This is a genomic window from Acidocella sp. C78 (assembly GCF_907164655.1).
On the sequence record NZ_CAJQZK010000011.1, the window covers coordinates 45,710 to 71,587 of the forward strand.

The 25,878-nt window shown below is 71.1% G+C and carries 23 protein-coding genes; 18 read left to right on the forward strand and 5 right to left on the reverse strand.

Features of this window, described 5'->3' with window-relative positions:
* Positions 1-155: 155 nt before the first annotated feature.
* The gene (locus tag ACIDOCELLA78_RS000000104585) at positions 156-398 is read right to left on the reverse strand and encodes a hypothetical protein (protein ID WP_214006279.1); all 243 of its coding nucleotides are present in this window, start codon (positions 396-398) and stop codon (positions 156-158) included.
* On the opposite strand from ACIDOCELLA78_RS000000104585, the gene ACIDOCELLA78_RS000000104590 reads away from it, so the two are divergent.
* The 3 genes from ACIDOCELLA78_RS000000104590 (at position 375) to ACIDOCELLA78_RS000000104600 (ending at position 3,401) form a co-directional block, all read left to right on the forward strand.
* Positions 375-659, forward strand: a complete 285-nt coding sequence (locus tag ACIDOCELLA78_RS000000104590; RefSeq protein ID WP_201728580.1) for a hypothetical protein — start codon at positions 375-377, stop codon at positions 657-659. The two genes, ACIDOCELLA78_RS000000104585 and ACIDOCELLA78_RS000000104590, sit on opposite strands and share 24 nt — an antisense overlap.
* 139 nt (positions 660-798) lie before the next feature.
* Positions 799-2,154: a nicotinate phosphoribosyltransferase gene (locus ACIDOCELLA78_RS000000104595; protein ID WP_201728581.1), complete on the forward strand. Its 1,356-nt coding sequence runs from the start codon at positions 799-801 to the stop codon at positions 2,152-2,154.
* Positions 2,151-3,401 carry a phosphotransferase gene (locus tag ACIDOCELLA78_RS000000104600; protein WP_201728582.1) on the forward strand — a complete coding sequence of 417 codons (1,251 nt, stop codon included), beginning with the start codon at positions 2,151-2,153 and terminating at the stop codon, positions 3,399-3,401. Before ACIDOCELLA78_RS000000104595 ends, ACIDOCELLA78_RS000000104600 begins: the two co-directional genes overlap by 4 nt.
* 16 nt (positions 3,402-3,417) lie before the next feature.
* On the opposite strand, the gene ACIDOCELLA78_RS000000104605 is transcribed toward ACIDOCELLA78_RS000000104600, so the two are convergent.
* Positions 3,418-3,561 carry a hypothetical protein gene (locus tag ACIDOCELLA78_RS000000104605; protein WP_201728583.1) on the reverse strand — a complete coding sequence of 48 codons (144 nt, stop codon included), beginning with the start codon at positions 3,559-3,561 and terminating at the stop codon, positions 3,418-3,420.
* On the opposite strand from ACIDOCELLA78_RS000000104605, the gene ACIDOCELLA78_RS000000104610 reads away from it, so the two are divergent.
* A complete protein-coding gene (locus ACIDOCELLA78_RS000000104610) occupies positions 3,560-4,519 on the forward strand; it encodes a ribose-phosphate pyrophosphokinase (RefSeq protein WP_201728584.1) in 960 nt (319 codons plus the stop codon). The two genes, ACIDOCELLA78_RS000000104605 and ACIDOCELLA78_RS000000104610, sit on opposite strands and share 2 nt — an antisense overlap.
* Positions 4,520-4,537: 18 nt before the next feature.
* Here the strand turns inward: ACIDOCELLA78_RS000000104610 and ACIDOCELLA78_RS000000104615 are convergent, their stop codons facing one another.
* Complete coding sequence (locus tag ACIDOCELLA78_RS000000104615; protein ID WP_201728585.1) at positions 4,538-5,197, reverse strand: phosphoribosyltransferase; 660 nt, start codon at positions 5,195-5,197, stop codon at positions 4,538-4,540.
* Positions 5,198-5,526: 329 nt separating this feature from the next.
* Here ACIDOCELLA78_RS000000104615 and ACIDOCELLA78_RS000000104620 point away from each other — a divergent pair, with 329 nt between their 5' ends.
* Positions 5,527-7,632 carry a bifunctional diguanylate cyclase/phosphodiesterase gene (locus ACIDOCELLA78_RS000000104620; RefSeq protein WP_201728586.1) on the forward strand — a complete coding sequence of 702 codons (2,106 nt, stop codon included), beginning with the start codon at positions 5,527-5,529 and terminating at the stop codon, positions 7,630-7,632.
* A 25-nt stretch (positions 7,633-7,657) separates the two neighbouring features.
* On the opposite strand, the gene ACIDOCELLA78_RS000000104625 is transcribed toward ACIDOCELLA78_RS000000104620, so the two are convergent.
* The gene (locus ACIDOCELLA78_RS000000104625) at positions 7,658-8,128 is read right to left on the reverse strand and encodes an Lrp/AsnC family transcriptional regulator (RefSeq protein WP_201728587.1); all 471 of its coding nucleotides are present in this window, start codon (positions 8,126-8,128) and stop codon (positions 7,658-7,660) included.
* On the opposite strand from ACIDOCELLA78_RS000000104625, the gene ACIDOCELLA78_RS000000104630 reads away from it, so the two are divergent.
* The 5 genes from ACIDOCELLA78_RS000000104630 (at position 8,112) to ACIDOCELLA78_RS000000104650 (ending at position 14,269) form a co-directional block, all read left to right on the forward strand.
* Positions 8,112-8,252, forward strand: a complete 141-nt coding sequence (locus tag ACIDOCELLA78_RS000000104630; protein WP_214006280.1) for a hypothetical protein — start codon at positions 8,112-8,114, stop codon at positions 8,250-8,252. The two genes, ACIDOCELLA78_RS000000104625 and ACIDOCELLA78_RS000000104630, sit on opposite strands and share 17 nt — an antisense overlap.
* Positions 8,249-10,633, forward strand: a complete 2,385-nt coding sequence (locus ACIDOCELLA78_RS000000104635) for a transketolase (RefSeq protein ID WP_201728588.1) — start codon at positions 8,249-8,251, stop codon at positions 10,631-10,633. The genes ACIDOCELLA78_RS000000104630 and ACIDOCELLA78_RS000000104635 overlap by 4 nt, the downstream gene beginning before the upstream one ends.
* Positions 10,634-10,773: 140 nt before the next feature.
* Positions 10,774-11,961 (forward strand): MFS transporter, encoded by a 1,188-nt coding sequence (locus ACIDOCELLA78_RS000000104640; RefSeq protein WP_201728589.1) that lies wholly within the window; start codon positions 10,774-10,776, stop codon positions 11,959-11,961.
* 56 nt (positions 11,962-12,017) lie between these two features.
* Entirely contained in the window at positions 12,018-13,286 is a 1,269-nt protein-coding gene (locus ACIDOCELLA78_RS000000104645; protein WP_201728590.1) for a DUF445 domain-containing protein, read from the forward strand.
* 2 nt (positions 13,287-13,288) lie between these two features.
* Positions 13,289-14,269 carry an NAD(P)-dependent oxidoreductase gene (locus tag ACIDOCELLA78_RS000000104650; RefSeq protein ID WP_201728591.1) on the forward strand — a complete coding sequence of 327 codons (981 nt, stop codon included), beginning with the start codon at positions 13,289-13,291 and terminating at the stop codon, positions 14,267-14,269.
* On the opposite strand, the gene ACIDOCELLA78_RS000000104655 is transcribed toward ACIDOCELLA78_RS000000104650, so the two are convergent.
* Positions 14,263-14,937 (reverse strand): YggS family pyridoxal phosphate-dependent enzyme, encoded by a 675-nt coding sequence (locus ACIDOCELLA78_RS000000104655; protein ID WP_201728592.1) that lies wholly within the window; start codon positions 14,935-14,937, stop codon positions 14,263-14,265. The two genes, ACIDOCELLA78_RS000000104650 and ACIDOCELLA78_RS000000104655, sit on opposite strands and share 7 nt — an antisense overlap.
* Between ACIDOCELLA78_RS000000104655 and ACIDOCELLA78_RS000000104660 the strand changes: the two genes are divergently transcribed.
* The 8 genes from ACIDOCELLA78_RS000000104660 (at position 14,936) to ACIDOCELLA78_RS000000104695 (ending at position 25,836) form a co-directional block, all read left to right on the forward strand.
* Positions 14,936-15,541 carry a thiamine phosphate synthase gene (locus ACIDOCELLA78_RS000000104660; protein WP_201728593.1) on the forward strand — a complete coding sequence of 202 codons (606 nt, stop codon included), beginning with the start codon at positions 14,936-14,938 and terminating at the stop codon, positions 15,539-15,541. The genes ACIDOCELLA78_RS000000104655 and ACIDOCELLA78_RS000000104660 overlap by 2 nt on opposite strands.
* Positions 15,542-15,711: 170 nt before the next feature.
* Positions 15,712-16,983, forward strand: a complete 1,272-nt coding sequence (locus ACIDOCELLA78_RS000000104665; RefSeq protein ID WP_201728594.1) for a porin — start codon at positions 15,712-15,714, stop codon at positions 16,981-16,983.
* A 173-nt stretch (positions 16,984-17,156) separates the two neighbouring features.
* Positions 17,157-17,693, forward strand: a complete 537-nt coding sequence (locus tag ACIDOCELLA78_RS000000104670; protein WP_374223249.1) for a DUF3576 domain-containing protein — start codon at positions 17,157-17,159, stop codon at positions 17,691-17,693.
* A 3-nt stretch (positions 17,694-17,696) separates the two neighbouring features.
* Positions 17,697-20,291 (forward strand): leucine--tRNA ligase, encoded by a 2,595-nt coding sequence (gene leuS / locus ACIDOCELLA78_RS000000104675; protein ID WP_201728596.1) that lies wholly within the window; start codon positions 17,697-17,699, stop codon positions 20,289-20,291.
* On the forward strand, positions 20,275-20,796 hold the full coding sequence (locus ACIDOCELLA78_RS000000104680; protein ID WP_201728597.1) for a hypothetical protein: 522 nt from the start codon (positions 20,275-20,277) through the stop codon (positions 20,794-20,796). Before leuS ends, ACIDOCELLA78_RS000000104680 begins: the two co-directional genes overlap by 17 nt.
* A gap of 4 nt (positions 20,797-20,800) precedes the next feature.
* Positions 20,801-21,814, forward strand: coding sequence for a DNA polymerase III subunit delta (gene holA / locus ACIDOCELLA78_RS000000104685; RefSeq protein WP_201728598.1), 1,014 nt, complete (start codon positions 20,801-20,803; stop codon positions 21,812-21,814).
* Between the two features lie 72 nt (positions 21,815-21,886).
* Positions 21,887-24,760 (forward strand): excinuclease ABC subunit UvrA, encoded by a 2,874-nt coding sequence (uvrA, locus tag ACIDOCELLA78_RS000000104690; protein WP_201728599.1) that lies wholly within the window; start codon positions 21,887-21,889, stop codon positions 24,758-24,760.
* The gene (locus ACIDOCELLA78_RS000000104695) at positions 24,760-25,836 is read left to right on the forward strand and encodes a bifunctional 2-polyprenyl-6-hydroxyphenol methylase/3-demethylubiquinol 3-O-methyltransferase UbiG (RefSeq protein ID WP_201728600.1); all 1,077 of its coding nucleotides are present in this window, start codon (positions 24,760-24,762) and stop codon (positions 25,834-25,836) included. The genes uvrA and ACIDOCELLA78_RS000000104695 overlap by 1 nt, the downstream gene beginning before the upstream one ends.
* The last annotated feature ends 42 nt before the right edge of the window (positions 25,837-25,878 follow it).

Genomic DNA, 25,878 nt, shown 5'->3' on the forward strand with positions numbered 1-25,878 from the left:
GATGCGGAATTCAACAGGCGAGGTCCAGCCCGTGCGTCGTTTCACAAACCGGCTCAAGACACGACGCCGCGCCGTTGATCGCCACCGGCCGGCACGATCGCGGCTACCCGATCGGCCAACCGGTTTTGCGAACGGCCAGATATCAAAACGACTTGTTAACCATCCGCCCCTAATAACAATTCCACCCCCTCTCCCGTGCGGCGCGCCACCGATCGGCGCAGCGCCCGATGCGGGCTGAAAATGAACAGGCGTCGGAAAAACCCGAGCTGAACTAACAAGATCACGAACAACAACATCAACAAAAACAATAACAAGCGAAAATCCTTCCCGAGAAAAAATCTTTTCGTCACATCACCGACTCGATAGGAAACAAGATGAAAAGGTTTATCATCGCGCATCGTCGCATCGCGTCCGCCCTCGTCGTGCTGGCGCCGCTGTCGGGCCTCGGCGCCGTGGCGCTCGCCGCCGGGGGCAGGGTGGTCTCCACCGCGGACGAGGTTGCCATCGCGCCATATCTGCAAGCCCCCGCCGTCTCGCCGGAGTCGGCGGTCAACCTGGCCGGCATCGCCAGGGCCGATCACGTCACCACATGCCGTGGCGTCGTCACCCTGCTGGCCGCGCATTCCGCCTGCCCCGCCGCGCCTCGGCCCGGAAACTGAGCGCGCCACCCCCGCCTCATCCGTTCGGCCGGCAACGCCCGACCGGATGAGGATACGTCCACGATCGGACGGATCGCCCCGCGCCGCCGCTTGACCAGGATCATCGACGCCGGGGCGCGGTCCCGCGCATGGTTCGGCCATGTCGGACCCCAGCCCCCTGCTGACCGACCTCTACGAGCTGTCGATGCTGGACGCCTACGCGGCCGACGGCATGGACGATATCGCGGTCTTCGAGCTGTTCTTCCGCGCGCTGCCGCCCGGGCGGGGCTTCCTCGTCGCCGCCGGGCTCGAACAGGCGGTGGAGTTTCTCGAAACCCTCCGCTTCGGCGCCGACGAGCTAGACTGGCTGCGCGCCACCGCCCGGTTCGACCGCACTTTCATCGACAGTCTCGCCGCCTTCCGCTTCACCGGCGATGTCGATGCGATGCCGGAAGGCACGGTCTTCTTCGCCGATGAGCCGGTGCTGCGCGTCACCGCCCCGCTGCCGCAGGCCCAGCTGGTCGAGACCCGCCTGCTCAACCTCATTCATTTCCAGACCGTGATCGCCTCGAAGGCTGCGCGCATGGTGCTCGCCGCCGGCGGCCGGCAGCTCGTCGATTTCGGCCTGCGCCGCGCGCATGGCGCCGAGGCCGGCCTGCTCGCCGCGCGCGCCGGCTACCTCGCCGGGTTTGACGGCACGGCGACCGTCGCCGCCGGCCGCGCCTTCGGCATCCCGCTCTTCGGCACCATGGCCCATGCCTTCGTCCAGGCCTATGCGGATGAGGCGACCGCCTTTCGCCACTTCGCCCGCAGCCGCCCGGCCGGCCTCACCCTGCTGATCGATACCTACGACACCGAGGCCGCCGCCCGCCTCGTCGCCGCCCTCGCCCCGCGCCTCGCCGCCGAAGGCGTCACGATCGCCGCCGTGCGGATCGACAGCGGCGATCTCGGCGCCCATGCCAGGGCGGTGCGCGGCATTCTCGATGCCGCCGGCTGCGCGGCGATCCGCATCTTCGCCAGCGGCGGGCTCGACGAGGCGAAGATCGCCTCCCTCGCCGGCGCGCCGATCGATGGGTACGGCGTCGGCACCGCGCTCGCCACCGCCGCGGACGCGCCGGCGCTCGACTGCGCCTACAAGCTCCAGGAATACGCCGGACTCCCCCGGCGCAAGCGCAGCGAAGGCAAGGCGACCTGGCCGGGGCGCAAGCGGGTGGTCCGTCGCCATGGGCCCGGCGGCACGATCGAGGCCGATACCATCGCCCGGCTCGACGAGGCGGTCCCCGGCGAGGATCTGCTGCGCCCGGCCATGCGGGGCGGCAGCCGCGTCGCCGGGCTGCCGGGGCTGGAGGCGGCGCGGGGCCATGCCCGCCGCGCCCTCGCGCGCCTGCCCGAAGCGCTGCGCCGCCTCGACCCCGGCCGCGCGGAGGTGACGATCAGCCCCGGCCTGCGCGCCCTCGCGAGGGAGGTCGACCGCGCCCTCGCGGAGCGCCTCGCCCGCGCCGCGGGGCTCGCGTGACCGCGCCACCCGCCGATCCGCTTCCCGCCGATCCGCCCGACCAGCAGGCGGCGATCGCCTTCCTCTCGCGGCCGGCGAGTTACGGCCTCGCCGGCGGGCGGGTCGAGCGCATCGCCAGCCACTGCTCGATCGTCTTTCTCGCCGCCGACCGCGCCTACAAGCTCAAGCGGGCGATCCGCTACGCCGCACTCGACTACACCACGCTCGCCGCCCGCCGCGCCGCCTGCGAGGCGGAGCTGACGCTGAACCGCCGCACCGCGCCCGCGCTCTATCTCGCGGTCCGCCGCATCACCCGCGATGAAGCCGGCCGCCTCGCCTTCGATGGTCCGGGCGAGACGCTCGACTGCGTGGTGATGATGCGCCGCTTCGCCCAGGCCGACCTGCTGGACGCGATGGCGCCGGCCGGCGCGCTCACCCCGGCGCTGATGCGCGCCCTCGGCGCCGGGATCGCCCGCTTCCATCTCGCCGCCGCGCGCCGGCCCGATCATGGCGGCAGCGCCGCGGTCGCCCGCGTCATCGCCGACAACGCCCGCGAACTCGCCCGCTTCACCCGGCCAGCCGATGGTCCCGCGCCTGGCGGTCCCGCGCCTGGTGGCCCCCTGCTCGATGGCGAAGCGGTCGCCGCCCTCGGCCGCCGCGCCGAAGCCTCCCTCGCCTCCCTCGCGCCGCTGCTCGACCGGCGCCGCGCGTCCGGCTGGGTGCGGCGCTGTCACGGCGATCTCCGGCTTGCCAATATCTGCCTCTTCCGCGGCCGGCCGACCCTGTTCGACTGCATCGAGTTCAGCGACGAGATCGGCTGCATCGACACGCTGCACGATCTCGCCTTCCTGCTGATGGACCTCGAGTTGCGCGGCCGGCGCGATCTCGCCAACGCGCTGTTCAACGCCGATCAGGACGCCGCCCCCCGATCCCGACTGGCCGCGCGCCCTGCCGCTCTTCCTGTCCCTGCGCGCCGCGACCCGCTGCTACGCCCTGGCCGGCAAGGCCTGCCGGCAGACCGACCCGGCCGAAATGCCCGCGTTCGCCGCCGCCGCGCGGGCTCACCTTGCCGCTTCGCGCCGGTTTCTCGACCCCGCCCCGCCGCGCCTGATGTTCCTTGCCGGGCCGGACGACGCGGCGACCCGCGCCCGCGCCGCGCGCCGCGCCGCGGCGGCCAGTTCGCCGCCCGGCGCGCGCATCCTTCGTCTCGCCGGGGCCGAGGGGCCGCGCTGGCGCGAGGCCGCGGCCACGCTCGCCGCCGGCGGTAGCGTCCTGCTCGTCGCGTCACCCGGCGATGCGCCCGCCCGCGCCCGCGCCGCCGCCCTCGCCGCGGGGCAGGGCATGCGGCTCGATGCGGATGCCGACACCGACATCGATACCAACGACGCCCCGCCCGCATGACCCCGATGGGTGAAAGGATGCCGCCATGACCCGCGCCCCGCTCTCGCTGTTCGGCCTCCAGGGCAGCGCGCCGCTGGCCGGCCGGGTCGCCGCCCGTCTCGAAATCGCGCTCGCCCGCCACGAGGAGCGCGAGTTCGAGGACGGCGAGCACAAGGCGCGGCCGCTGCAGGATGTGCGCGGCCACGACGCGTTCGTGCTGCACAGCCTGCATGGCGGCCCCGGCGCCTCGCCCAACGACAGGCTCTGCCGCCTGCTGTTCTTCTGCGGCGCGCTGCGCGATGCCGGCGCCGCCCGCGTCACCGCCGTCACCCCCTATCTGTGCTACGCCCGCAAGGATCGCCGGACCAAGCCCAACGACCCGATCACCACCCGCTACGTCGCCGCCCTGTTCGAGGCGGTCGGCATCGCCGGGGTGATCGCGCTCGAGGTGCACAACCTCGCCGCCTTCGAGAACGCGTTCCGCTGCCCCACGATCCACCTGCCGGCGGCGCCGCTCTTCGCCGCGCATTTCGCCGCCCTGCCGCGCCGCTCCCGCGTCGTCGCGGTCTCGCCGGATGCCGGCGGCGCCAAGCGGGCCGAACAGTTCCGCCAGGCGCTCGAAGCCGCCACCGGCGCGGATGTGGGCAGCGCCTGCATGGAGAAACACCGCTCGGGCGGCGTGGTCAGCGGCGCGCTCCTCGCCGGCGAGGTGCGTGGCCGGGCGGCGATCATCATCGACGATCTCGTCAGCACCGGCGGCACCCTGCTGCGCGCCGCCCGCGCCTGCCGCGAGGCCGGCGCCGTCGCGGTGCACGCCGCCGCCGCGCATGGCCTGTTCGTGGGCGGCGCGCCCGAACTCTTCGCCTCGCCGCTGCTCGATGGCATCGTCATCGCCAACACCGTGCCGCCCGGCGATGCCGGCGCGGGGGCGCCGCGCCGCCTTGCCATCATCGATGCCGCTGAAACGATCGCCCGCGCCATCGCGACCTGCCACGACGCGGCATGACCGCGCCGGCCCGGCGCGTCATCCGCGGTTCGCGCCCGGCCGCGCCGCGGCGCGGGCGAGGGTGTCGACCACCTCGTCATCGCCGACCTGCCCGAAATCGGCATACCATTCGCCGACCGCGCCAAGGCTCGCCGGCATCTCGACGCAGACCACCTCGTCGGCCAGCGGGCGCAGCCGCGCGATCACGTCTTGCCCGGCAACCGGCACCGCCAGCACAAGTCGCTTTGGGTGCCGCGCCCGCGCCATTTCCAGCGCCACCCGCATCGTCGCCCCCGAGGCGATCCCGTCATCGACGACGATCGCCGTCCGCCCGCCGATCGCAACCGCCGCCCGCCCGGCGCAATAGACCGACCGCCTGCGCGCCAGCTCCGCCGCCTGCCGCGTTTGCTCCCCGGCGATGTACGCCGCCGGGGCGCCGAGCCGCCGCACCAGCGCCGTGTCGATATACGGCGCCGCCGTCTCTCCCTCGCCGAGCGCGCCGATCGCCAGCTCCGGCTGGTGCGGCGCGCCGAGCTTGTGGACCAGCAGCACATCGAGCGGCGCCTCCAGTGCCGCGGCCACCTCGAAACCGACCGGCACGCCGCCGCGGGGCAGCGCCAGCACCACCGGCCGCGCGCGCCTGAACCGGCGCAGCCGAGCGGCAAGGCGCAGGCCGGCCTCGTGACGGTCCTGAAACATCGTCTCCGCTCCCGCGCCCGGCAATCTCTCCCGGCGCCGGTCCCGAGCGTGGTGGCGTTGCCGGTCAAATGGAATCACCAGATCGGATGATCCTCCGCGGGGAAAGGGAAGGGGAGGGGGATGGTCCAGATCCCGAGGCGACGGTCATTCCTCCCGCGCAAGGTAGGGTCCCGGGGCAAAGCCGTTTCGATAATGTTTCGTTAACCGGATCGTGCATAATTCGTGACGCAGGAGGGCGGTCCCGGCGCTCGCCCGAAACAGTTGAAAGCAATGCCGTCTTGCATTCGAAACCGCATTTCAGCAGACCGACGCCTGCCCGGTAGCATTCCATGTGGACAACCCCGCACCCGAGCCCGGATGCCCCGCCAGACCCCGAGCTTGAGCGGCTGATCCAGCGTGATCGCGCATCGCTGCTCTATTCGATGGGCAGCAGCAGCGTTTTCGTCACCATCGCGGTCTCCGCGATCCTGATCGTCGTGGTGCGAACACCTGAGCTGTCGCCCGGCCTCTATGCGTGGTACGCCGGTATCCTGCTGATCTCGGCGATCCGCTTCGTCGACATGTTCATCCTGTTTCCCCGGCTTCGCCAGCAGGCGTTCGACGGGCGGCGGCAGATCCGCCGGTTCGGCGCCGGCACGATGGCGCTCGCCCTGCTGCTCGGCAGTTTCTCCTGGCTGTTCTTCTGGCGCCTGCCCCCCCTCTCCGAAGCCTATGCCTTCATGGTGTTCTTCGCCATGGCCGGCGGCAGCGTCACGGTGCTGAGCGCGAGCTTCCGGCTGATCGTCGGCTATTGCGCCGCGGTGATGCTGCCGGGCGTCGCCTTCGTGCTGTTCGCGCGGCCGGATGACGGCGGCAGATTCGCGGTATTCGGCATTTTCGGCTTCATCGCCTCCTTCGTGTTCGCCCGGCGCACCTCGCGCACCGTGCTGAACGGGCTCCGGCTCACCCGCTGGAACCAGGTCCTGACGATCCGCGCCGAAGAGGAGCGCAAGACGCTCGAACGGGTCCGGCTCGATCTCGCCGAGGCCAATGCGACGCTGGAGCGCCGCGTCGCGGAGCGGACGTCGGAACTGGCCCACGAGGTTGCCGAGCGCGAACGTTATGCCGAGGCGCTCGGCCGCCTCGCCTCGATCGACCCGCTGACCGGGCTTTCCAACCGCGCGACCTTCAACAGCCGTCTCGCCGCAATGCTTGGCGGCACCGCGCAATCGCCGTCCGGTGTCGCGCTACTCTTCCTCGATCTCGACAATTTCAAGCAGATCAACGACCTGCGCGGCCACGAAATCGGTGATCAGGTGCTGCGCCAGACCGCCGCGCGGGTGGCCGCGGCGGTGGATGGCAGGGGCGACGTGGCACGCTGGGGCGGTGACGAGTTCCTGATCGCGCTTCCCGATTGCGATGGCGACGCGGCGCTGCGCCTCGCCGGAAATCTGATCGACGCGATCCGCCCGCCGATCACCGTCGGCGCCGATATCTGCCGGATCGAGGCGTCGGTCGGGGTTGCCCTCTATCCCGATAACGGCCAGTCCGCCGACATCGTCATCCGCGCCGCCGATGTCGCGATGTATGCCGCCAAGCGCGAGGGCAAGAGCCGGGCCAAGCGGTTCGACCCCGCCCTCGCCGAAGACATGGCGGACCGCTACGACCTCGAGCAGGGGCTGCGGGACGCGATCCGCGACGGCCAGTTCAGCCTGGCATTCCAGCCGATCATCTCCGCGCGCAATGGTGCCTGCACCGCGTTCGAGGCGCTGCTCCGCTGGATGCATCCGCTGCGCGGCGCGATCAGCCCCGCCACCTTCATCCCCGTCGCCGAGCAGAGCGGGCAGATCCAGCGGATCGGCGGCTGGGTGCTCGAACAGGCCTGCCTCGCCGCCGCCGGCTGGCCCGATCCCTCGATCGCCGTCACCGTCAACATCTCGGTCGCCCATGTGCTGGTCGGCAATCTCATGGAGGATGTCGAGCATGCGCTCGCGGTCTCCGGCCTGCCGCCCTCGCGCCTGAAGATCGAGATCACCGAAACCATGTTCCTGCACGACGCCGAACGCTCGGCGCAGCTTTTCGACAGCCTGCGCCGCCAGGGGATCGGCATCCTGCTCGACGATTTCGGCACCGGCTTCTCCTCGCTGTCCTTCCTCGGCAACCTGCCGATCGACGTCATCAAGATCGACCAGTCCTTCGTCCGCGATGCCGGGCGCAACGGCTACGCCACGATCGAGGCGATCCTCTCGATCGCCCGTGCCCTCGGCCTGCAAGTCACGGCCGAGGGGGTCGAGACCACGGAACAGAACCGCCACCTCGTCGAACTCGGCGTCGGCTCGCTGCAAGGCTACCTGTTCAGCCGGCCGATGCCTGAGGAGGATGTCGCCGGCTGGCTGCGCGCCCGGGCAGACGCATTGCCGCGCCTGCCCCCCGTCTCCGCCTTCGCCGGCACCTGACCGGCGCGCCGTTCGCGCCGCCCCTTCAGGCCGCGCGCGACACCCCGGCCTTGACCCGGCGCAGCGGGATCGAACTCTCGATCGAGGCCACACCCCGCACCCGCGTCAGCTGCCCGACCAGGAACTGCTCGAACCCGGCAAGGCTCGTCGTCACCACCCGCAGCAGATAGTCGCGGCTGCCCGTCATCAGCCAGCAATCGACCACTTCCGGAAACGAGGCGATCGCCGCCTCGAAGCGCACCAGCGCGTCGTCCACCTGCTTGTCCAGCTTCACCGAGACGAACACCGAGACATCGTAGCCGAGCGCCGCCTCGTCGATCATCACGGTATAGCCGCGGATGATGCCCTCGCGCTCCAGCCGGCGCACGCGGCGGGCCACCGGCGTCGCACTCAGCCCGACCCGCTCGGCGAGGTCGAGCATGGAGATCCGCGCATCGCTCCGCAGCGTGGACAGAATCTCCCTATCGAAATCATCGATCGTGCCGGATTTCACCATGATCATAAAAATCCATGAAAAATTTCACCACAATATCGCCTTCACGCGCGCGAATCGCAAGGATTCGCTCCGCCCGCCCGCCTACACTCGGCGCACCGCCCTCACGCCGGGAGACCGCGAATGACGCCGCATCTGAAAACCGCCGAACAGCGCCTGCTCTGGCTGTCGCACTGGATGATCCACAACGCCAACCACCTCCGGCCGAAGGCGGACGGCATCAAGATTGGCGGGCACCAGGCCTCCTCCGCCTCGATGGTGAGTATCATGGCGGCGCTCTATTTCACCGCGCTCCGCCCGGAAGACCGCATCGCGGTCAAGCCGCACGCCGCCCCGGTGTTCCACGCGATGCAATACCTGATGGGCAACACCACGCGCGCGCGACTGGAGACTTTCCGCGGCTTCGGCGGCACCCAGAGCTATCCGAGCCGCACCAAGGACGATGACGACGTCGATTTTTCCACCGGCTCGGTCGGGCTCGGCGTCGCCATCACCTCCTTCGCCTCCCTGGTTCAGGACTATATCGCGGCGAAGCCCTGGGGGCGGGATCTGCGGCGCGGCCGCATGGTCGCGCTGATGGGCGATGCCGAGATCGACGAGGGCAACATCCACGAATGCCTCCAGGAAGGCTGGAAGAACGGGCTGCGCGATGTCTGGTGGGTGATCGACTATAACCGCCAGTCGCTCGACGGCGTGGCCCGCGAGGGGCTGTGGCAGCGCATCGAGAAGATCTTCGAGGCCTTTGGCTGGGACGTGGTGCGGATCAAATACGGCGCGTTGCAGCGCGCGGCCTTCGCCGAGCCGGGCGGCGAGGCGCTGCGATGCTGGATCGATTCCTGCCCCAACCAGCGCTACGCAGCACTCACCTTCCAGGGCGGCGCCGCCTGGCGCCGGCGCCTGCTCGACGAGCTGGGCGACCAGGGCGCGGTCTCGGCGCTGATCGCCCGGCGCAGCGATGCCGAGCTGGCCGCGCTGATGGAAAATCTCGGCGGCAACTGCGTGCAGACCATGGCGGACACCTTCGCCGCCATCGATCACGACCGCCCGACCTGCTTCCTCGCCTACACGATCAAGGGCTGGGGCACGCCGATCGCCGGGCACAAGGACAATCACGGCGGGGTGATGACGGTCGAGCAGATGCGGGCCTGGCAGCGCCACATGGGCGTGAGGCCGGGCGAGGAATGGGAGCGTTTCGCCGCGGTCGCGGACGTGGAAGGCTTCCGCGCCTGGCTCGACGCGGTGCCCTTCTTCGCCGCCGGCCGCCGCCGGCACGATGATGCGCACCTGCCGGTCCCCCCCCTTGCCGCACCCGGCGAGCGCGAGATCTCCACCCAGGCCGCGTTCGGCCGCATCCTTGATGATCTCGCCCGCGGCGACAGTGCGCTCGCGTCGCGCATTCTCACCACCTCGCCCGACGTCACCGGCACCACCTCGCTCGGCCCCTGGGTGAACCGCCGCCGCCTGTTCGCCCGCGAGGCGATGGCGGACCTGTTCCGCGCCGAGAAAATCCCCTCGACCGCGCGTTGGGATTTCGCGCCCGAGGGCCAGCATCTCGAACTCGGCATCGCCGAGACCAACCTGATGCTGCTGCTCGCCGCCGCCGGCCTCGCCCGTTCGCTGTTCGGCCGCCGCCTCATCCCCATCGGCACCGTCTACGATCCGTTCATCGCCCGCGGGCTCGATGCGCTGAACTACGCCTGCTACCAGGATGCCCGCTTCCTGCTGGTCGGCACGCCCTCCGGCGTCACCCTCGCCCCCGAGGGCGGCGCGCACCAGTCGATCGGCACGCCCGCGATCGGCATGACCCAGCCCGGCCTCGCCGCCTTCGAGCCGGCCTTCGCCGACGAGCTGGCCGTCATCATGGAATGGGCGTTCGAGCATCTCCAGCGCGACGGCGGCGAGATGACCGATCCGGCCACTGGCCTTGCCGATGCGGCGGGCGGCTCGGTCTATCTGCGCCTGTCCACCAACCCGGTCGAGCAGCCGGGCCGGCGCGGCGCCGCCTGGCGGCAGGGCGCGACCGACGGCGCCTACTGGCTGCGCGAGCCGGGGCCGAACGCCGAACTCGTCATCGCCTATCAGGGGGTGGTGGCGCCGGAGGCGATCCGCGCCGCCGGGGCGCTGGCGGAAAGCCGGCGCGATATCGGCGTGCTCGCCATCACCTCGGCCGACCGCCTGCACGCCGGTTGGAGCGCGTCCCAGCGCGCGCGCTGCCGCGGCGCGGCGGCGAGTTCGCTCGCCGAGCGCCTGCTCGCCCCGCTCCCGCGCGGCTGCCGCATCGTCACGGTGATCGACGGCCATCCCGCCACCCTGTCCTGGCTCGGCGGCGTCGCCGGCCATGCGGTGCTGCCGCTCGGCGTCGAGCGCTTCGGCCAGACCGGCACCATCGCCGATCTCTACCGCGCCAACGGCATCGACGCCGCCGCGATCATCGAGCGCGTCGGCGCCTTCACCAGCGGCCGCCCGGTGCTGGCCTTCCCGGCCCGTCCCCGCGCCGCCGCCGGCTGAGCCGGCCGGGCTGACCAGGGCCGGGCTTGGCATCGTCCCGCAGATCGTCCTACCTGCGGATCAGGAGGACCGGCGATGACGGATTGGGCCTGGCGGCGCCCGCGCGGGCGGCACGACGCCTCGACTGACGCGCGGGCGGCATGAGCGCCCCGGCCGAATCGGGCCTTGCGCGCCCGCGCCTGCCGCGCGCCATCTGGGCGCTCGGCTGCGTCAGCCTGCTGATGGACATCTCGTCCGAGATGGTCCACGCGCTGCTGCCGGTCTTCCTCGTCGTCACGCTCGGCGCCGGCACCGAAATGGTCGGGCTGGTCGAGGGGCTGGGCGAGGGCACGGCCTCGATCGTCAAGATGTTCTCCGGCTGGCTGAGTGACCGGCTCGGCCGGCGCAAGCCGCTGGCCATCGCCGGCTATGCGATGGGCGCGCTGTCGAAGCCGGTCTTCGCGCTGGCGCCGGTGGCGGGCGTGGTGCTGGGCGCGCGCGTGTTCGACCGGATCGGCAAGGGCGTGCGCGGCGCCCCGCGCGATGCGCTGGTGGGCGACCTCGCGCCGCCCGGCATGAGCGGGGCGGCGTTCGGCCTGCGCCAGTCGCTCGATACGGTCGGCGCCTTCGCCGGCCCGCTGCTCGCGATCGCGCTGATGGCGGCGAGCGGCGACAATATCCGCCTCGTCTTCTGGCTGGCGCTGCCCTTCGGCCTCGCCGCCGTGCTTCTGCTCGCGGTCGCGGTGCGCGAACCGCCGCCGAAGCCGGATCGCCCGCCCGCCCGCCTGCCGCTGCGCGCCCGCGAATTCGCCGCCCTCGGCCCGCACTTTCGCGCCGTCGTGCTGGCCGGCGCGGTGCTCACGCTCGCCCGCTTCGGCGAGGCGTTCCTCGTCCTGCGCGCCCGCAGCCTCGGCCTGCCGCTGGCGCTCACCCCGGCGGTGCTGGTGGTGATGAACGTGGTCTACGGCCTCGCCGCCTATCCGGCCGGCCGCCTGGCCGACCGGCTGGATCGGCGGGGCGTGCTCGCCGCCGGGTTCGGCGTGCTCATCCTCGCCGATCTCTGCCTCGCCTTCGCCCCCGGCCTCGTGGTCGGCCTGCTCGGCATCGCCCTGTTCGGCCTGCATATGGGGCTGACCCAGGGCGTGCTCTCGGCGCTGGTCTCCGATGCCGCACCCGCGGCCGCGCGCGGCACGGCGTTCGGCGTGTTCCACCTCGCCGGCGGTCTCGCCCTGCTGGCCGCGAGCCTGATCGCCGGCCTCGCCTGGAGCGTCGCCGGCCCGGCGGCGACCTTCCTCGCCAGCGCCGGTTTCGCCGCGTCCGGCCTCGTGCTCCTGCGCCTGCTGGGCTGATCCCGCGCCGTGGCGCACGGGTTGCCCGCCGCGGCGGATCGGGCCACACCAGCGCCATGACCACACCCGACCCCGACGCCGCACTCCGCCGCTCGCTGTTCCGGCACCGCGCCTTCGCGACCGGCCTGCTCGCGCTGATGGCGGCGCTGATGGCGGCGGGATACGCGCTGAAGCCCGGCCCCGCCGCCCTGTTCCTGCGCGATGCCGCCAAGGCCGGGCTGATCGGCGGCCTCGCCGACTGGTTCGCCGTCACCGCGCTGTTCCGCCACCCGCTCGGCCTGCCGATTCCGCACACCGCCATCCTGCCGGCGCAGAAGGAGCGGCTCGGCGCCGCGCTGGGCCGCTTCGTCGCCACCCATGTCTTCACCGGCGCCGACGTGACGCGGTTTCTCGCCGGGCTCGACATTCCGGCCCTGCTCGGCCGCTTCCTCGCCGATCCGGCGATGTCGGCGCCGTTGGCGGAAGCCATCGCCGGGGCACTGCCGCGCCTGCTCGATTCGGTCGAGGATGGCCGCGCGCGGCGGGTGCTCGGCCGCCTGCTGCCGCGCATGGCGGGCGGGCCGACCGCCGGCCGCCTCGTCGCCCGCGCGCTCGCCTCGCTGGTCGAGAGCGGACGCCATCAGGAGGTGTTCAGCTTCATCCTCGGCCAGCTCCGCCTGCTGCTGCAAAGCCGCGAGGCCGAGCTGAAACAGGCGGTGCGCGAGCGCGTGCGCGAGCAGGGCGGCGCGCTGGTCGGCTGGGCGGTCGGCGCGAATATCGCCGCGCGCGTCGTCACCGCGCTCAACACCGAGCTGGAGCGCGTCGACCCCGATGGCTCCGAGCTGCGCGCCGCCTTCGATGAATGGGTCCGCCGCGAGATCGTCCGCCTCACCGATGATCCCGCCCGCGCCGCCGAACTCGGCGCCGCCCTGCGCGGCGTGGTCGGGCATGAGAGCGTGCGCGCCTGGGGGGCGGATCTGTGGGCGCGGCTTCGCGCGGCGATCGCGGCGGACGCCGCACGGCCGGGCGGCCACGCGCAGCTTCTGATCGCCGGCGCCCTCGCCAATTTCGGCGCCCTGCTCGCCGAGGACCCCACGATGCGCGCGCGCATCTCCGCCGGCGCGGGCATGGTCGTCACCCGCCTCATGCCCGGCGCGCAGGCCGAGATCGCCGGCTTCATCGGCCGCGTCATCGGCAACTGGGACGCCGCGACGATCACCGAACGGCTCGAACTGCGCGTCGGCAAGGACCTGCAATATATCCGCGTCAACGGCACGCTGGTCGGCTTCCTCGCCGGCGGGCTGATCTTCCTTCTCCTGCATTTCGGATTTCACCAGCCGGGGTAAGCATGCACATCCACATCCAGGAATTCGCCGACAGCCCCTATCTCAAGCTGACGGCGCCCGAATTTCACGAGGCCGCCGCCCTCGCCGGCGACATCGGCGCGGGCCACACCCTGACCGTGGGCGAGACCGAGGCCGATTTCGCCGCCGCCGCCCCCGGGATCGAGGCGCTGATCGCCACCCCTGCCGCCATCCGCCGGCTCGATCTCTCGATCGCGCCAAAGCTGCGCCTGATCCAGTCCACCTCCGCCGGCGTCGACCCGCTCGCCCCGTTCGACATGATCCCCGAGGGGGTGATGCTGCTGAACAATCGCGGCGTGCACGCCGACCGCGCCGGCGAGTTCGCGATCATGGCGATGCTGATGCTGGCGACCCACATGCCCGCCTTCGCGACCGACCAGCGCGCCCATCGCTGGCAGCGCCGCGCCTCCGGCACGGTGGCCGGCATGCGCGCGACGATCGTCGGCGTCGGCGGGCTCGGCGGCGGCGCGGCGCGCCGGGCGCGGCAATTCGGCATCCATGTCACCGGTGTCCGCAACGGCGCCGCCCCGCATCCCGATTGCGACGCGACCAGGCCGGTCGCCGATCTCGACCTGATCCTGCCCCACACCGATTTCCTGCTCCTCGCCTGTCCGCTCACCGCGGCGACGCGCAACCTGCTCGATGCGCGGCGGCTGGCGCTGCTGCCCGCGCATGCCGGGGTGATCAACATGGGCCGCGGCGCGCTGCTCGATCAGCCCGCGCTCTGCGCCGCGCTGCGCGATGGCGCCATCGCCGGCGCGGTGCTCGACGTCTTCGCCACCGAGCCGGTCCCGCCGGACGATCCGGTCTGGGACACGCCCAACCTGATCATGACGCCGCATATCTCGTCGGACGATCCGGCCCGCTACAACGCGGCGACGCTGGCCAGCTTCTTCGCGTCGCTGCGCACACTCGCCGCCGGGCGCGTCCCGCCCACGCTGGTCGATTTCGCCGCGGGCTATTGAGGCGCGTGGCGCGCGCCGAACAGCGCCGAGCCGACCCGCACCTCGGTCGCCCCGCAGGCGATCGCGGTCTCGAAATCGTCGGACATGCCGATCGAGCGCACCGCCAGCCCGTGCGTGTCGGCCATGGCGACGAGGGTGCGGAAATAGGGCGCGGGATCGGCGCCGAGCGGGGGAATCGCCATCAGCCCGTGCAGGCGCTCGCCGAACCGGGCGCGCATCGCGCGGATGAAGCCATCCGCCTCGGCCATGCTCACTCCGGCCTTCTGCGTCTCGTCGCCGACATTCACCTGCACCAGCAGCCGCGGCATCCGTCCGGCGCGCGCCGCCGCCGCCTCCAGCGCATCCGCCAGCTTCGGCCGGTCGAGCGAATCGATGCAGTCGAACAACTCCACCGCCTCGCGCGCCTTGTTGGTCTGCAACGGCCCGATCAGGTGCAGTTCGAGGCCCGGATGCGCCGGGCGCAGCAGTGGGAACTTCGCCGCCGCCTCCTGCACCCGGTTCTCGCCGAACACGAGTTGCCCGGCGCCGAGTGCCGCCTCGATCGCCGCGACCGGCTTGGTCTTCGACACCGCGATCAGCGTCACCGCGCGTCCCTGCGCGGCGCGGGCGATCCGCGCGCGGATCGAGTCGAGGGCGGGCCTGATCGTCTCGGGGCTGAATTCGCTCATGGATGAACAACTGATCGCGGCGACGCGGGCGGTCAAGCGCCGCCGCCGCGCCCGCCACCCCACGCTGTGGCTGTTCACCGACCCCGCCCGCCTGCCCGACCCGCTGGCCGCGATCGCGGCGCTCCCGCCCGGCCTGTCCGGCGTGGTGCTGCGCGATGAACCCGTGGCGGCGCGCGCCGTCGCCATCGCCCGGCTCTGCCGCGCGCGGCGGATCGCGCTGGTGGTCGCCGCAGCGCCCGGCCTCGCCGCGCGCCTGCATGCCGGGGTGCATCTGCGCCGCGGCGCGCGCGCGCTCCCCGCCGCCCCCCGATCCCCCGGCGGCGGCTGGATTACCGCCTCCGCGCATGACCGGGCGGAGCTTGTCCGCGCCCGCCGCGCCGGCGCCGATCTGGTGTTTCTTTCGCCGGCCTTTCCCACCGCGAGCCATCCCGGCGCGCCCGCCCTCGGCCCGGTGCGCTGGGCGGCGCTGGCCCGCGGGGCGGGGCTGCCGGTGATCGCGCTCGGCGGCGTGTGCGGCCGCCGTCTGCGCGCGCTCGGCCCCTCCTGCGCCGGCGGGGGCGCCATCGGAGCGCTGGCAATTCAGCGCCATACACTGTGGCCTTGATACAACAGCGCACCTAAATAGCCCGGCTCCGGCCGCGCGCATGTTGCTTCCTGAGACTGAAATGCCTTTTATCCGCTTGTCCGCTGCCCGGCCGCGATCAATCCCGGTTTCTGATACGGCACAGGCGGCGCAGGGTTCACGCCGGTTTCGCCGGCACAATGGAGGTTTGAATGCGCAAGTATCTTCTGGCGTCTGCCGCGTCGCTCGGCTTGATGGTCGCGGCGTCCGGCGCCGCCCACGCCCAGGCTGCCAAGGCTCCGGCCCCGGGCTCGATCCACGTCTATCTCAACGGCCTGATCAACGACCAGATCAACATGATCGGCGCCTCCGGCGACAGCGTCCAGGGCGGCACCAAGCTGAACCCGGTCGGCATGTCCGGCTTCATCCGCCTGTATCCGGGCTTCGACGGCACCACCGAGAACGGCATCCAGTACGGCGCGCACATCGAGCTGCGCACGGCCTACAGCAATGCCGGCACCGGTATCGTCGAGAACAGCGCCAGCGGCAGCCTGACCGGCCTCGCGATCCGTCGCGCCTTCGCCTATGTTGGCACGCCGCAGACCGGCTTCGTCCGCTTCGGCCAGACCGACGGCATCTGGTGGCTGCTCTCCACCGGCGAATACTACAATTTCGGTGACGGCAACCTGTGGAACTCCGATGGTGGCGTCGGCGCCGCCGTTCCCTCGCCGGACGCTCCCTCGGGCCTCTTCACCTCGACCGGCGCGCTCTACACCACCAACAAGATCGTCTATATCTCGCCGAAGATGGCGGGCTTCCAGGCCGGCTTCGACTATGAGCCGAACTCGAACGGCTTCAAGCAGGGCGAGATTTGCGCCATCGGCAGCACCAACTGCGCCACGCTGGCGAGCGCTGCTGGCGATGCTTCCCGCCGCAAGAACACCGTCACCGGCGGCATCGAATACTCCGGCGAGTTCAACGGCGTCGGCGTCACCCTCGCGTATGACTACCTGCACGCCGCGCCGATCGGCAACAGCACCGGTCTCGGCTTGAACTACAAGTCGATGGGCATCAACGAACTGTCCGGCCAGGTCAAGTATGCCGGCTTCACCCTCGGCGTGAACGCGAAGTCCGGCCAGGTCAACAACGGCATGCACTTCCTGATGGCCGGCCAGCGCGACCTGACCTTCTATGAAGTGACTGGCATCTACGACATGGGCCCCTACACGGTCGGCGCCTACTACTTCAACAACCAGTCCGCTGGCGCCTACACGATGGGCTCCGGCCTCGGCCGCACCGAGACCGACTACGGTGTTGCCGTCGGCGCCAACTACGCGCTCAGCAAGAACCTCGGCCTGTATGCGACCTACCTCTATGGTCACCGTCACCAGGCTGGCTACACCTTCGCGTCGAACAGCACGACGGCTCTGAAGAACAACGTGCAGTCCCAGGCGATCAGCCTCGGTGCCGCTCTGAAGTGGTAATCTGACCCGCAAGGTGTTCAGATGGGGCGGCGGAGCGATCCGCCGCCCTTTTCTTTTGCCCGGCCCCCAGCGCCGCCCAGCCCTTGGCGCGGCCGCGCCGCAGGGTTAAAGACCATCGTTGCCGGCCGGATCCTCCGGTCCGAACTGCGGAGACGAATGTGCGCTTTCCAGACATGACCTGCCCGAACCATTTCCTGCGGACCGCCCTGAAAGCCGCGTCGCTGGCCTCCGCCCTGGCGCTCGTGGCGTGCAGCAACGCGCAGCAGCCCAACCTGCCGAGCATGCAGTCCTACCGGGTGCCCCAGGCAATGGCGTCGAGCGGCAATGGCGGCGGCCTCGGCTCGCTGTTCAGCCTCGGCGGCAAGAGCCCGGCCGGGCAGACCGGTGTTGCGGTCAATGCCTATCTCTGGCGCGCCTCGCTCGACACGCTGAGCTTCATGCCGCTCGCCTCGGCCGATCCCTTCGCCGGCGTCATCATCTCCGACTGGTATTCCCCGCCCGGCACCACCGGCCAGCGCTTCAAGGTCACCGCCTACGTGCTCGGCACCACCCTCGCCGCCAACAACCTCAAGGTCTCGGTGTTCGAGCAGGGCCGCAGCGGCGGCGCCTGGGTCGATCAGCCGGTGGACCCGGCGGTCGCCAGCGGCATCGAGGACCGCATCCTCGCCCGCGCCGCCCAGCTCAAGGCCGCCGGCCAGCTGAACGGCTGATCGATGGACCAGACCACGCACGAGTCCGGCGCCTACGATTTTTCCGCCGCCGAGGCGCGCTGGCAGGCCGAATGGGAGGCGCGGAACAGCTTCACCACCGCCGACGCCCCGCAGGGCGGCCGACGCAAATGCTACGTGCTGGAAATGTTCCCCTATCCGTCGGGGAAAATCCACATGGGCCATGTCCGCAACTACGCGATCGGCGACGTGATCGCCCGCGCCCGCCGCGCCCAGGGCTACGACGTTCTCCACCCGATGGGGTGGGACGCGTTCGGCCTGCCGGCCGAGAACGCGGCGCGCGAGCGCAATGTCGATCCCGCCAAATGGACCCGCGACAACATCGCGGCGATGAAGGCCGATCTCAAGCGCGTCGGCCTCTCGGTCGACTGGTCGCGCGAATTCGCCACCTGCGACCCTGAATATTACGGCCACCAGCAGAAGCTGTTCCTCGATCTCTGGCGCGCCGGCCTCGCCTATCGCCGCGAATCGGCGGTGAACTGGGACCCGGTGGACATGACCGTCCTCGCCAATGAGCAGGTGATCGACGGGCGGGGCTGGAAATCCGGCGCGCTGGTGGAAAAGCGCAAGCTGCGCCAATGGTTCTTCCGCATCACCGACTTCGCGGACGACCTGCTCGCCGGGCTCGACACGCTGGAGAACTGGCCCGAGCGGGTGCGCACCATGCAGCGCAACTGGATCGGCCGCTCCGAAGGCGCGGAATTCTCGATCCGCCTGACGGAACCCTGCGCCGGGATCGAGAGCGTGCCGGTCTACTCCACCCGGCCGGACACGCTGTTCGGCATGAGCTTCGTCGCCCTCGCGCCGGATCATCCGCTCGCCGCCGCCATCGCCGCCACCAATCCCGAGGCCGCCGCCTTCATCGCCGCCTGCCAGAGTGCGGGCACCTCCGAAGCCGCGATCGAGGCGGCCGAGAAGCGCGGCTTCGATACCGGCCTGCGCGTCGTCCACCCGTTCGACCCCGCGCGCACCCACCCGGTCTGGATCGCGAATTTCGTGCTGATGGATTACGGCACCGGGGCGATTTTCGGCTGCCCCGCGCACGACCAGCGCGACCTCGATTTCGCCCGCAAATACGGGCTGGACGTTACCGTCGTCGTAGCACCCAAGGATGATCCCGGCATGGCGGTGGGCGATGTCGCCTTCACCGGCGATGGCGCGATCGTCAATTCCGGCTTTCTCGACGGTCTCGCCGTCACGGCGGCGAAATCCCGCGCCATCGCCGAGCTTGAGGCGCGCGGCGCCGGCAAGGGCGTGGTCAACTGGCGCCTGCGCGACTGGGGCGTCTCCCGCCAGCGCGCCTGGGGCTGCCCGATCCCGATGATCCATTGCGAGGTCTGCGGCACCGTTCCCGTGCCGGAAAAGCACCTGCCGGTGCGCCTGCCGGAGGATCTCCCGTTCGACCGGCCGGGCAACGCGCTCGACCATCACCCGAGCTGGAAACACGTCGCCTGCCCGCAATGCGGCGCCGCCGCCCAGCGCGAGACCGACACGTTCGACACATTCGTCGATTCCTCGTGGTATTTCGCCCGCTTCTGCGCGCCGCACGCGCCCGTGCCGGCCGATCCGGCGGCGACCTCGCACTGGATGCCGGTCGATCACTATATCGGCGGCATCGAGCACGCGATCCTGCACCTGCTCTACGCCCGCTTCTTCACCCGGGCGATGCACCGGCTCGGCCAGGTCGGCGTCGCCGAGCCCTTCGCCGGCCTGTTCACCCAGGGCATGCTGACGCATGAGAGCTACCGCACCGAAGACGGCAAGTGGCTCTACCCCGAGGAGGTGATCCGCCACGCCGACCACGCGACGACGCTCGATGGCCGCAAGGTCATTGTCGGCCCGATCGAAAAAATGTCGAAATCGAAGCGCAACACGGTCGATCCCTCGGCCGTCATCGCCCGTTTCGGCGCCGACACCGCGCGCTGGTTCGTCCTGTCGGACAATCCGCCCGAGCGCGACGTGGAATGGACCGAGGCCGGCGCCCAGGGTGCGTTCCGCTATGTCCAGCGTCTGTATCGCCTCGCCCGCAGCGTCGCCGCCGACCGGGCGGACGACGTGGCGCTGGAACGCGCCGAGGGCGCGGCCCGCACGCTGCGCCAGGCGACGCATCGCACCATCGCCGCGGTGACCGAGGCGATCGACGGCTTCGCCTTCAACGTCGCCATCGCCCGGCTCTACGAGCTGGCCAACGCCATCGCCGAGTCCGAGGGCCGCACCGCCCCCGGCCTTGCGGCGGCGCGGCGCGAGGCGATGTCGGCGCTGATCCGCCTCGCCGCCCCGATCATCCCGCATGTCGCCGAGGAGGCGAACGCGCTGGTCGCGCCGGAGGCCGGGCTGGTCGTCAACCAGCCCTGGCCGGTGGCCGACCCCGACCTGCTCAAGCGCGATTCGGTGACGCTGGCGGTGCAGATCATGGGCAAGCTGCGCGGCACGATCGAGCTGCCGCCGGGGGCGGATGCCGAAACCGCCATCGCGCAGGCGCTGGCCGAGCCGCGAATCGCGCAACTGCTGGCGGGCGCGACCATCGTCAAGCGCATCCACGTGCCCGACCGGATCGTGAACTTTGTCGTCCGGCCCTAAAATCCTGGCCTTCGCCGGGCTGCTCGCGCTCGCCGGCTGCGGCTTCCGCCCGCTCTACGGCGGCGGCCCCGCCGGCGCCGCGGTCTCCGCCCAGCTCGACCAGATCGATGTCGGCCTCCTGCCGGACCGCCAGGGCCAGCTCCTCCGTCAGGCGCTGGAGGCCGATCTCCAGCGCGCCGGCGCGCCCGGCTTCTACCGCTACCACCTCAAGGTCAGCTATGGCGGTTGGTACGGCCAGCCGATCGGCGTCCAGCCCGACAGCTCCAACACCCGCAACCGCTATATCGCCTCGGCGCGCTGGGTGCTGACGGCGGAAGGCAACCGCGCCAGGGTGATCGCCCGCGGCTCCGCCCAGGCGATGGACGCGCTCAACATCATCGACAACCAGAACTTCGCCGCCACCCTCGACCAGGGCGTGCTGCGCCACCACTTCGCCCAGCGCCTCGCCCGGCAGATCACCGAACAGCTCGCCGCCTATTTCCGCAATCACCCCGACCGGGGCTAGGCGCTTGAAGATCGACGCCCGCAACGTCGAGCGGTTTCTGGCCGATCCCGGTGCGGCGCGCTTCGTCCTCGTCTATGGTCCCGACACCTCGCTCGTCGCCGAGCGGGCGCGGCGCCTTGCGAAACGTGTCGCCGGCGCGCTCGACGATCCGTTCCGCCTCACCGAACTCGATGCCGACACCGCCGAGCGCCTGCCCGAAGAGGCCGGAGCGCAGGCTTTCGGCGGCGGCCGCCGCGTGGTGCTGCTGCGCGATGCGGCCGACCGTCAGGCCCCGATCGTCGAGGCGGCGCTGGAGGGCAGGGGGGATGCGCTGGTGATCGGCATGGCGGCCGATCTCGCCGCCCGCTCGAAGCTGCGCGCGCTCGCCGAAAAACACCCCGAAGCCGCCGCCATCGCCTGCTACCCGCCGGAGGGGGCGGCGCGCGGCCCGGCGCTGGAAGCCGCCTTGCGCGCCGCCGGTGTGGGCATCGGCCGCGAGGCGCTGGCGCTCGCCGCCAGCCGGCTCGGCGGCGAAACCGGCGCGCTGCGCGACGCCGCCGAGCGGCTCGCCCTCTATGCCGGGCCGGGCGGCGCGGTCGATCTCGCCGCGGTCGAGGCGGTGCTGGACGATCAGGGCTCAGCCTCGATGCAGGATGCGATCGATGCGGCGCTCGCCGGCAACATCGCCGCCGCCGACCATGCGATCGGCCTCGCCCTCGAGGAAGGGGCCGCGCCGGTCGCGGTGATGCGGGTGCTGCTCTCCGAGCTTGCGGCGCTGCGCCTCGTCGCCGAGGCGATCGGCCGCGGCGCCAGCCCGCGCGATGCGCTCGCCGCCCGCCGCCCGCCGGTCTTCTTCAAGCGCCAGCCGGCCGCCCTCGCCGCCGCCGCCCGCTGGCGCGAGCCCGCCATCATGGCCGCGATCGAGCGCGTCCTGCGCGCCGAGGCCGATTGCAAGCGCACCGGCGCGATGCCCGAGCTGATCGCCCGGCAGACGCTGCTCGGCCTCGCCCAGCGCGCCGCGCGCGGGGCGTCATCCTGATCGATCGCCTCTTTCCAGCCCGCGCCGGCGGGGCCATATCCGGCAACACAAACGGGGTCTCAGAGGCGGTTCATGGCAGGGTCGGGCTACATCACCGTGCGCGGTGCGCGCGAGCACAATCTCAAGAATATCGACGTCCGCATCCCGCGTGACCAGCTCACCGTGATCACCGGCCTGTCCGGCTCCGGCAAATCCTCGCTCGCCTTCGACACGATCTACGCCGAGGGCCAGCGCCGCTATGTCGAGAGCCTGTCCGCCTATGCGCGGCAGTTCCTCGAACTGATGGGCAAGCCGGATGTCGACAGTATCGAGGGACTTTCCCCGGCGATCTCGATCGAGCAGAAAACCACCTCGCGCAACCCGCGCTCCACCGTCGGCACCGTCACCGAAATCCACGACTACATGCGCCTGCTCTGGGCCCGCGCCGGCGTGCCCTATTCGCCGGCCACCGGCCTGCCGATCGAGGCGCAGACGGTGAGCCAGATGGTCGACCGGGTGATGGCGATGCCGCCCGGCACCCGCCTGCTGCTGCTCGCCCCGGTGGTGCGCGACCGCAAGGGCGAATACCGCAAGGAACTCGCCGAATTGCAGCGCCGCGGCTTCACCCGCGTGAAGGTCGACGGCAAGCTCCACGAAATCGCCGAGGTGCCGGCGCTCAACAAGAAGATCAAGCACGAGATCGAGGCGGTGGTGGACCGCATCGTCGTGCGCGAGGGCGCGGAACAGCGCCTCGCCGATTCCTTCGAAACCGCGCTCGCCCTCTCGGATGGCATCGCCTATGCCGAGACCGCCGACACCGGGGAGCGCACGGTGTTCTCCGCCCGCTTCGCCTGCCCGGTCTCCGGCTTCACCATCGAGGAGATCGAGCCGCGCCTGTTCAGCTTCAACTCGCCGCACGGCGCCTGCCCCGAATGCGCCGGCCTCGGCACCGAAACCGTGTTCGACCCCGCGCTGATCGTGCCCGACGAGCGCCGCCCCCTCGCCGGGCAGGCCATCGCCCCCTGGGCCAACGCGCAGTCGCCTTACTACGAACAGACGCTGGCCAGCCTCGCGAAGCATTTCCGGGTGAAGCTGACCACGCCCTGGGAAGAGCTGCCCGAAACCGTGCGCGAGGCGATCCTGTTCGGCGCCGGTGCCACCGAAATCGAATTCTCCTACAAGGATGGCGTGCGCGCCTACGCCGTCTCCCGCCCGTTCGAGGGGGTGGTGCGCAACCTCGAACGCCGCATGCGCGAGACCGACAGCGTCTGGGTGCGCGAGGAGCTGGCGCGCTACCAGGCCGAGCGGCCCTGCCGGCGCTGCCACGGCGCGCGCCTGCGCGACGAGGCGCTGGCCGTCCGCATCGCCACGAAAAACATCGCCGAGGCCTCGGATCTCTCGATCCGCGACGCGCGCGACTGGTTCGCCACCGTGCTCGACACGCTGACCCCGCAGCGCCAGGACATCGCCCGCCGCATCCTCCGCGAGATCAACGAGCGGCTGCAATTCCTCGTCGATGTCGGGCTCGACTATCTTTCGCTTGCCCGCGGCTCGGCCACGCTCTCGGGCGGCGAGAGCCAGCGCATCCGCCTCGCCAGCCAGATCGGCTCCGGCCTGACCGGCGTGCTCTATGTTCTCGACGAACCCTCGATCGGCCTGCACCAGCGCGATAACGAGCGGTTATTGGGCACGCTCCGCCGGTTGCGCGATCTCGGCAACACGGTCCTCGTCGTCGAGCATGACGAGGACGCGATCCGCAGCGCCGATCACGTGATCGATATCGGCCCGCGCGCCGGCGTGCATGGCGGCGAACTGATCGCCGAGGGCACGGTGGCGGACATCGCGGCCAATCCCCGCTCGCTCACCGGCGACTATCTCTCCGGCCGCCGCGCCATCGCGGTGCCCGCGCGGCGCCGGCCGGTCGATCCCGCGCGGATGCTCAAACTCGTCGGCGCGCGCGGCAACAATCTCAAGACCGTCACCGGCGAATTCCCCCTCGGCGTGTTCACCGCCATCACCGGCGTCTCCGGCGGCGGCAAGTCCACCCTGGTGATCGACACGCTCTACAAGGCCGTCTCCCGCCGCCTGATGGGCTCGGGCCAGGTGCCCGCGCCGTTCGACCGGCTCGACGGGCTCGACCTGCTCGACAAGATCATCGAGATCGACCAGTCGCCGATCGGCCGCACCCCGCGCTCCAACCCGGCGACCTACACCGATCTCTTCGCCCCGATCCGCGACTGGTTCGCCGAACTGCCCGAAAGCCGCGCCCGCGGCTACAAATCCGGCCGATTCTCCTTCAACGTCAAGGGCGGCCGCTGCGAGGCCTGCCAGGGCGACGGCGTGCTCAAGATCGAGATGCACTTCCTGCCCGACGTCTTCGTCACCTGCGACACCTGCAAGGGAAAACGTTACAATCGCGAAACGCTGGAAATCCGCTTCCGCGACAAGTCGATCGCCGATGTGCTCGACATGAATGTCGACGAGGCGATGGGCTATTTCTCCGCCCAGCCCCGCATCCGCGACCGGCTCGAACTGCTCGGCAAGGTCGGCCTCGGCTACATCAAGCTCGGCCAGGCCGCGACCACCCTTTCCGGCGGCGAGGCGCAGCGCATCAAGCTCGCCAAGGAACTCGCCCGCCGCGCCACCGGCCGCACCCTCTATATTCTTGACGAGCCGACAACAGGACTGCACTTTGAGGATGTCAGGAAACTGCTGGAGGTCCTCCATGCGCTGGTCGATGCCGGCAACACCGTGATCGTCATCGAGCACAATCTGGAGGTCATCAAGACCGCCGACTGGATCATCGATCTCGGCCCCGAGGGCGGCGATGGCGGCGGCGAGATCGTCGCCGCCGGCACGCCCGAGGATGTCGTGGGCGTCGCCCGCTCGCACACCGCCCGCTTCCTCGCGCCCCTGCTGCCGAAGCCGGCGGCGCGAACCCCCGGTCGCCGCCGCAAGGTCGCCTGATGCTGCCGGCCTGGAAGCAAACATTGCTGCGCCTGCCGCCGCTGGCGCGCATCGCCGCGCGCGAGGGCGCGCTGCACAACCGCGTCGCGGCACTGGAATCCGAGCTTGCCACCCTGCGCCCGCCGCCCGCGCCATCCCTCCCGCTCGTCCACGCGGTCGAGCATTTCTGGTGCGACGCCTATGGCGTCCATGTCTGCGGCTGGGTTCACGCCCACGCGGTGAAGGTGCGCGCGCTCTCCCTTCGCGTGGGCGACCGCCGGACCGATCCGGTGCCGCCCGCGCCCCGCCCGGATGTGCAGTCCCACTACCCCGACATCGCCGATAGCGGCTTCGCCCTCTATCTCGAAACCCCGCCCTTCCAGCCCGCCTGCCTCGACATCGAGACCGATGCCGGCACAATCTCCCTCCCGCTCGCGCCGCCGCCGCTGCTGCCGCCGCCGCCGTCGCGCCGCGTGATCCAGCCCTTCATCGACGAAATGCGCCAGCGGCGCGGCCGGGTGCTGGAAATCGGCGCCCGCATCGTCGGCCCCGAGAGCTATGCGCGGATCGGCGAATTCGCGCCCGACTGCCATTATGTCGGCTGCGACATCCACCCCGCCCCCGGCGTCGACCTGGTGGCGGATGCGCACACCCTCTCCGCCGCCACCGGCAGGGCCGCCTTCGAGGGGATCTTCTCGATCGCGGTGATGGAACACATCGCCGAGCCCTGGCGCGTCGCCGCCGAAATCAACCGCGCGCTCAGCCAGGGCGGCCTGACCTTCCACATCACCCACCACACCTTCCCGCTGCACGAGACGCCGAACGATTTCTGGCGCTATTCGGACGAGGCGATGCGCATCCTGTTCGGCCCGGCGCGCGGCTTCGAGATCGTCGATGTCGGCATGCGCAACCCGGCGAACCTGGTGCGGCTGTTCCCCGGCCGCGGCCTTGCCGACATGGAACTGACCCGCCATCACGGTTTTGTCGGCACCTGGGTGCTGGCCCGCAAGGTCGCCGAAATCCCCGACGACGCGCCCGATACCGCGACGATCGAAACCCTCGCCGCGCGCAGCCGCGCCTATCCGAACCGCGGTTGAGTCGAGAGACGCATCCGATCAGACGAACACCATCTGATCGGA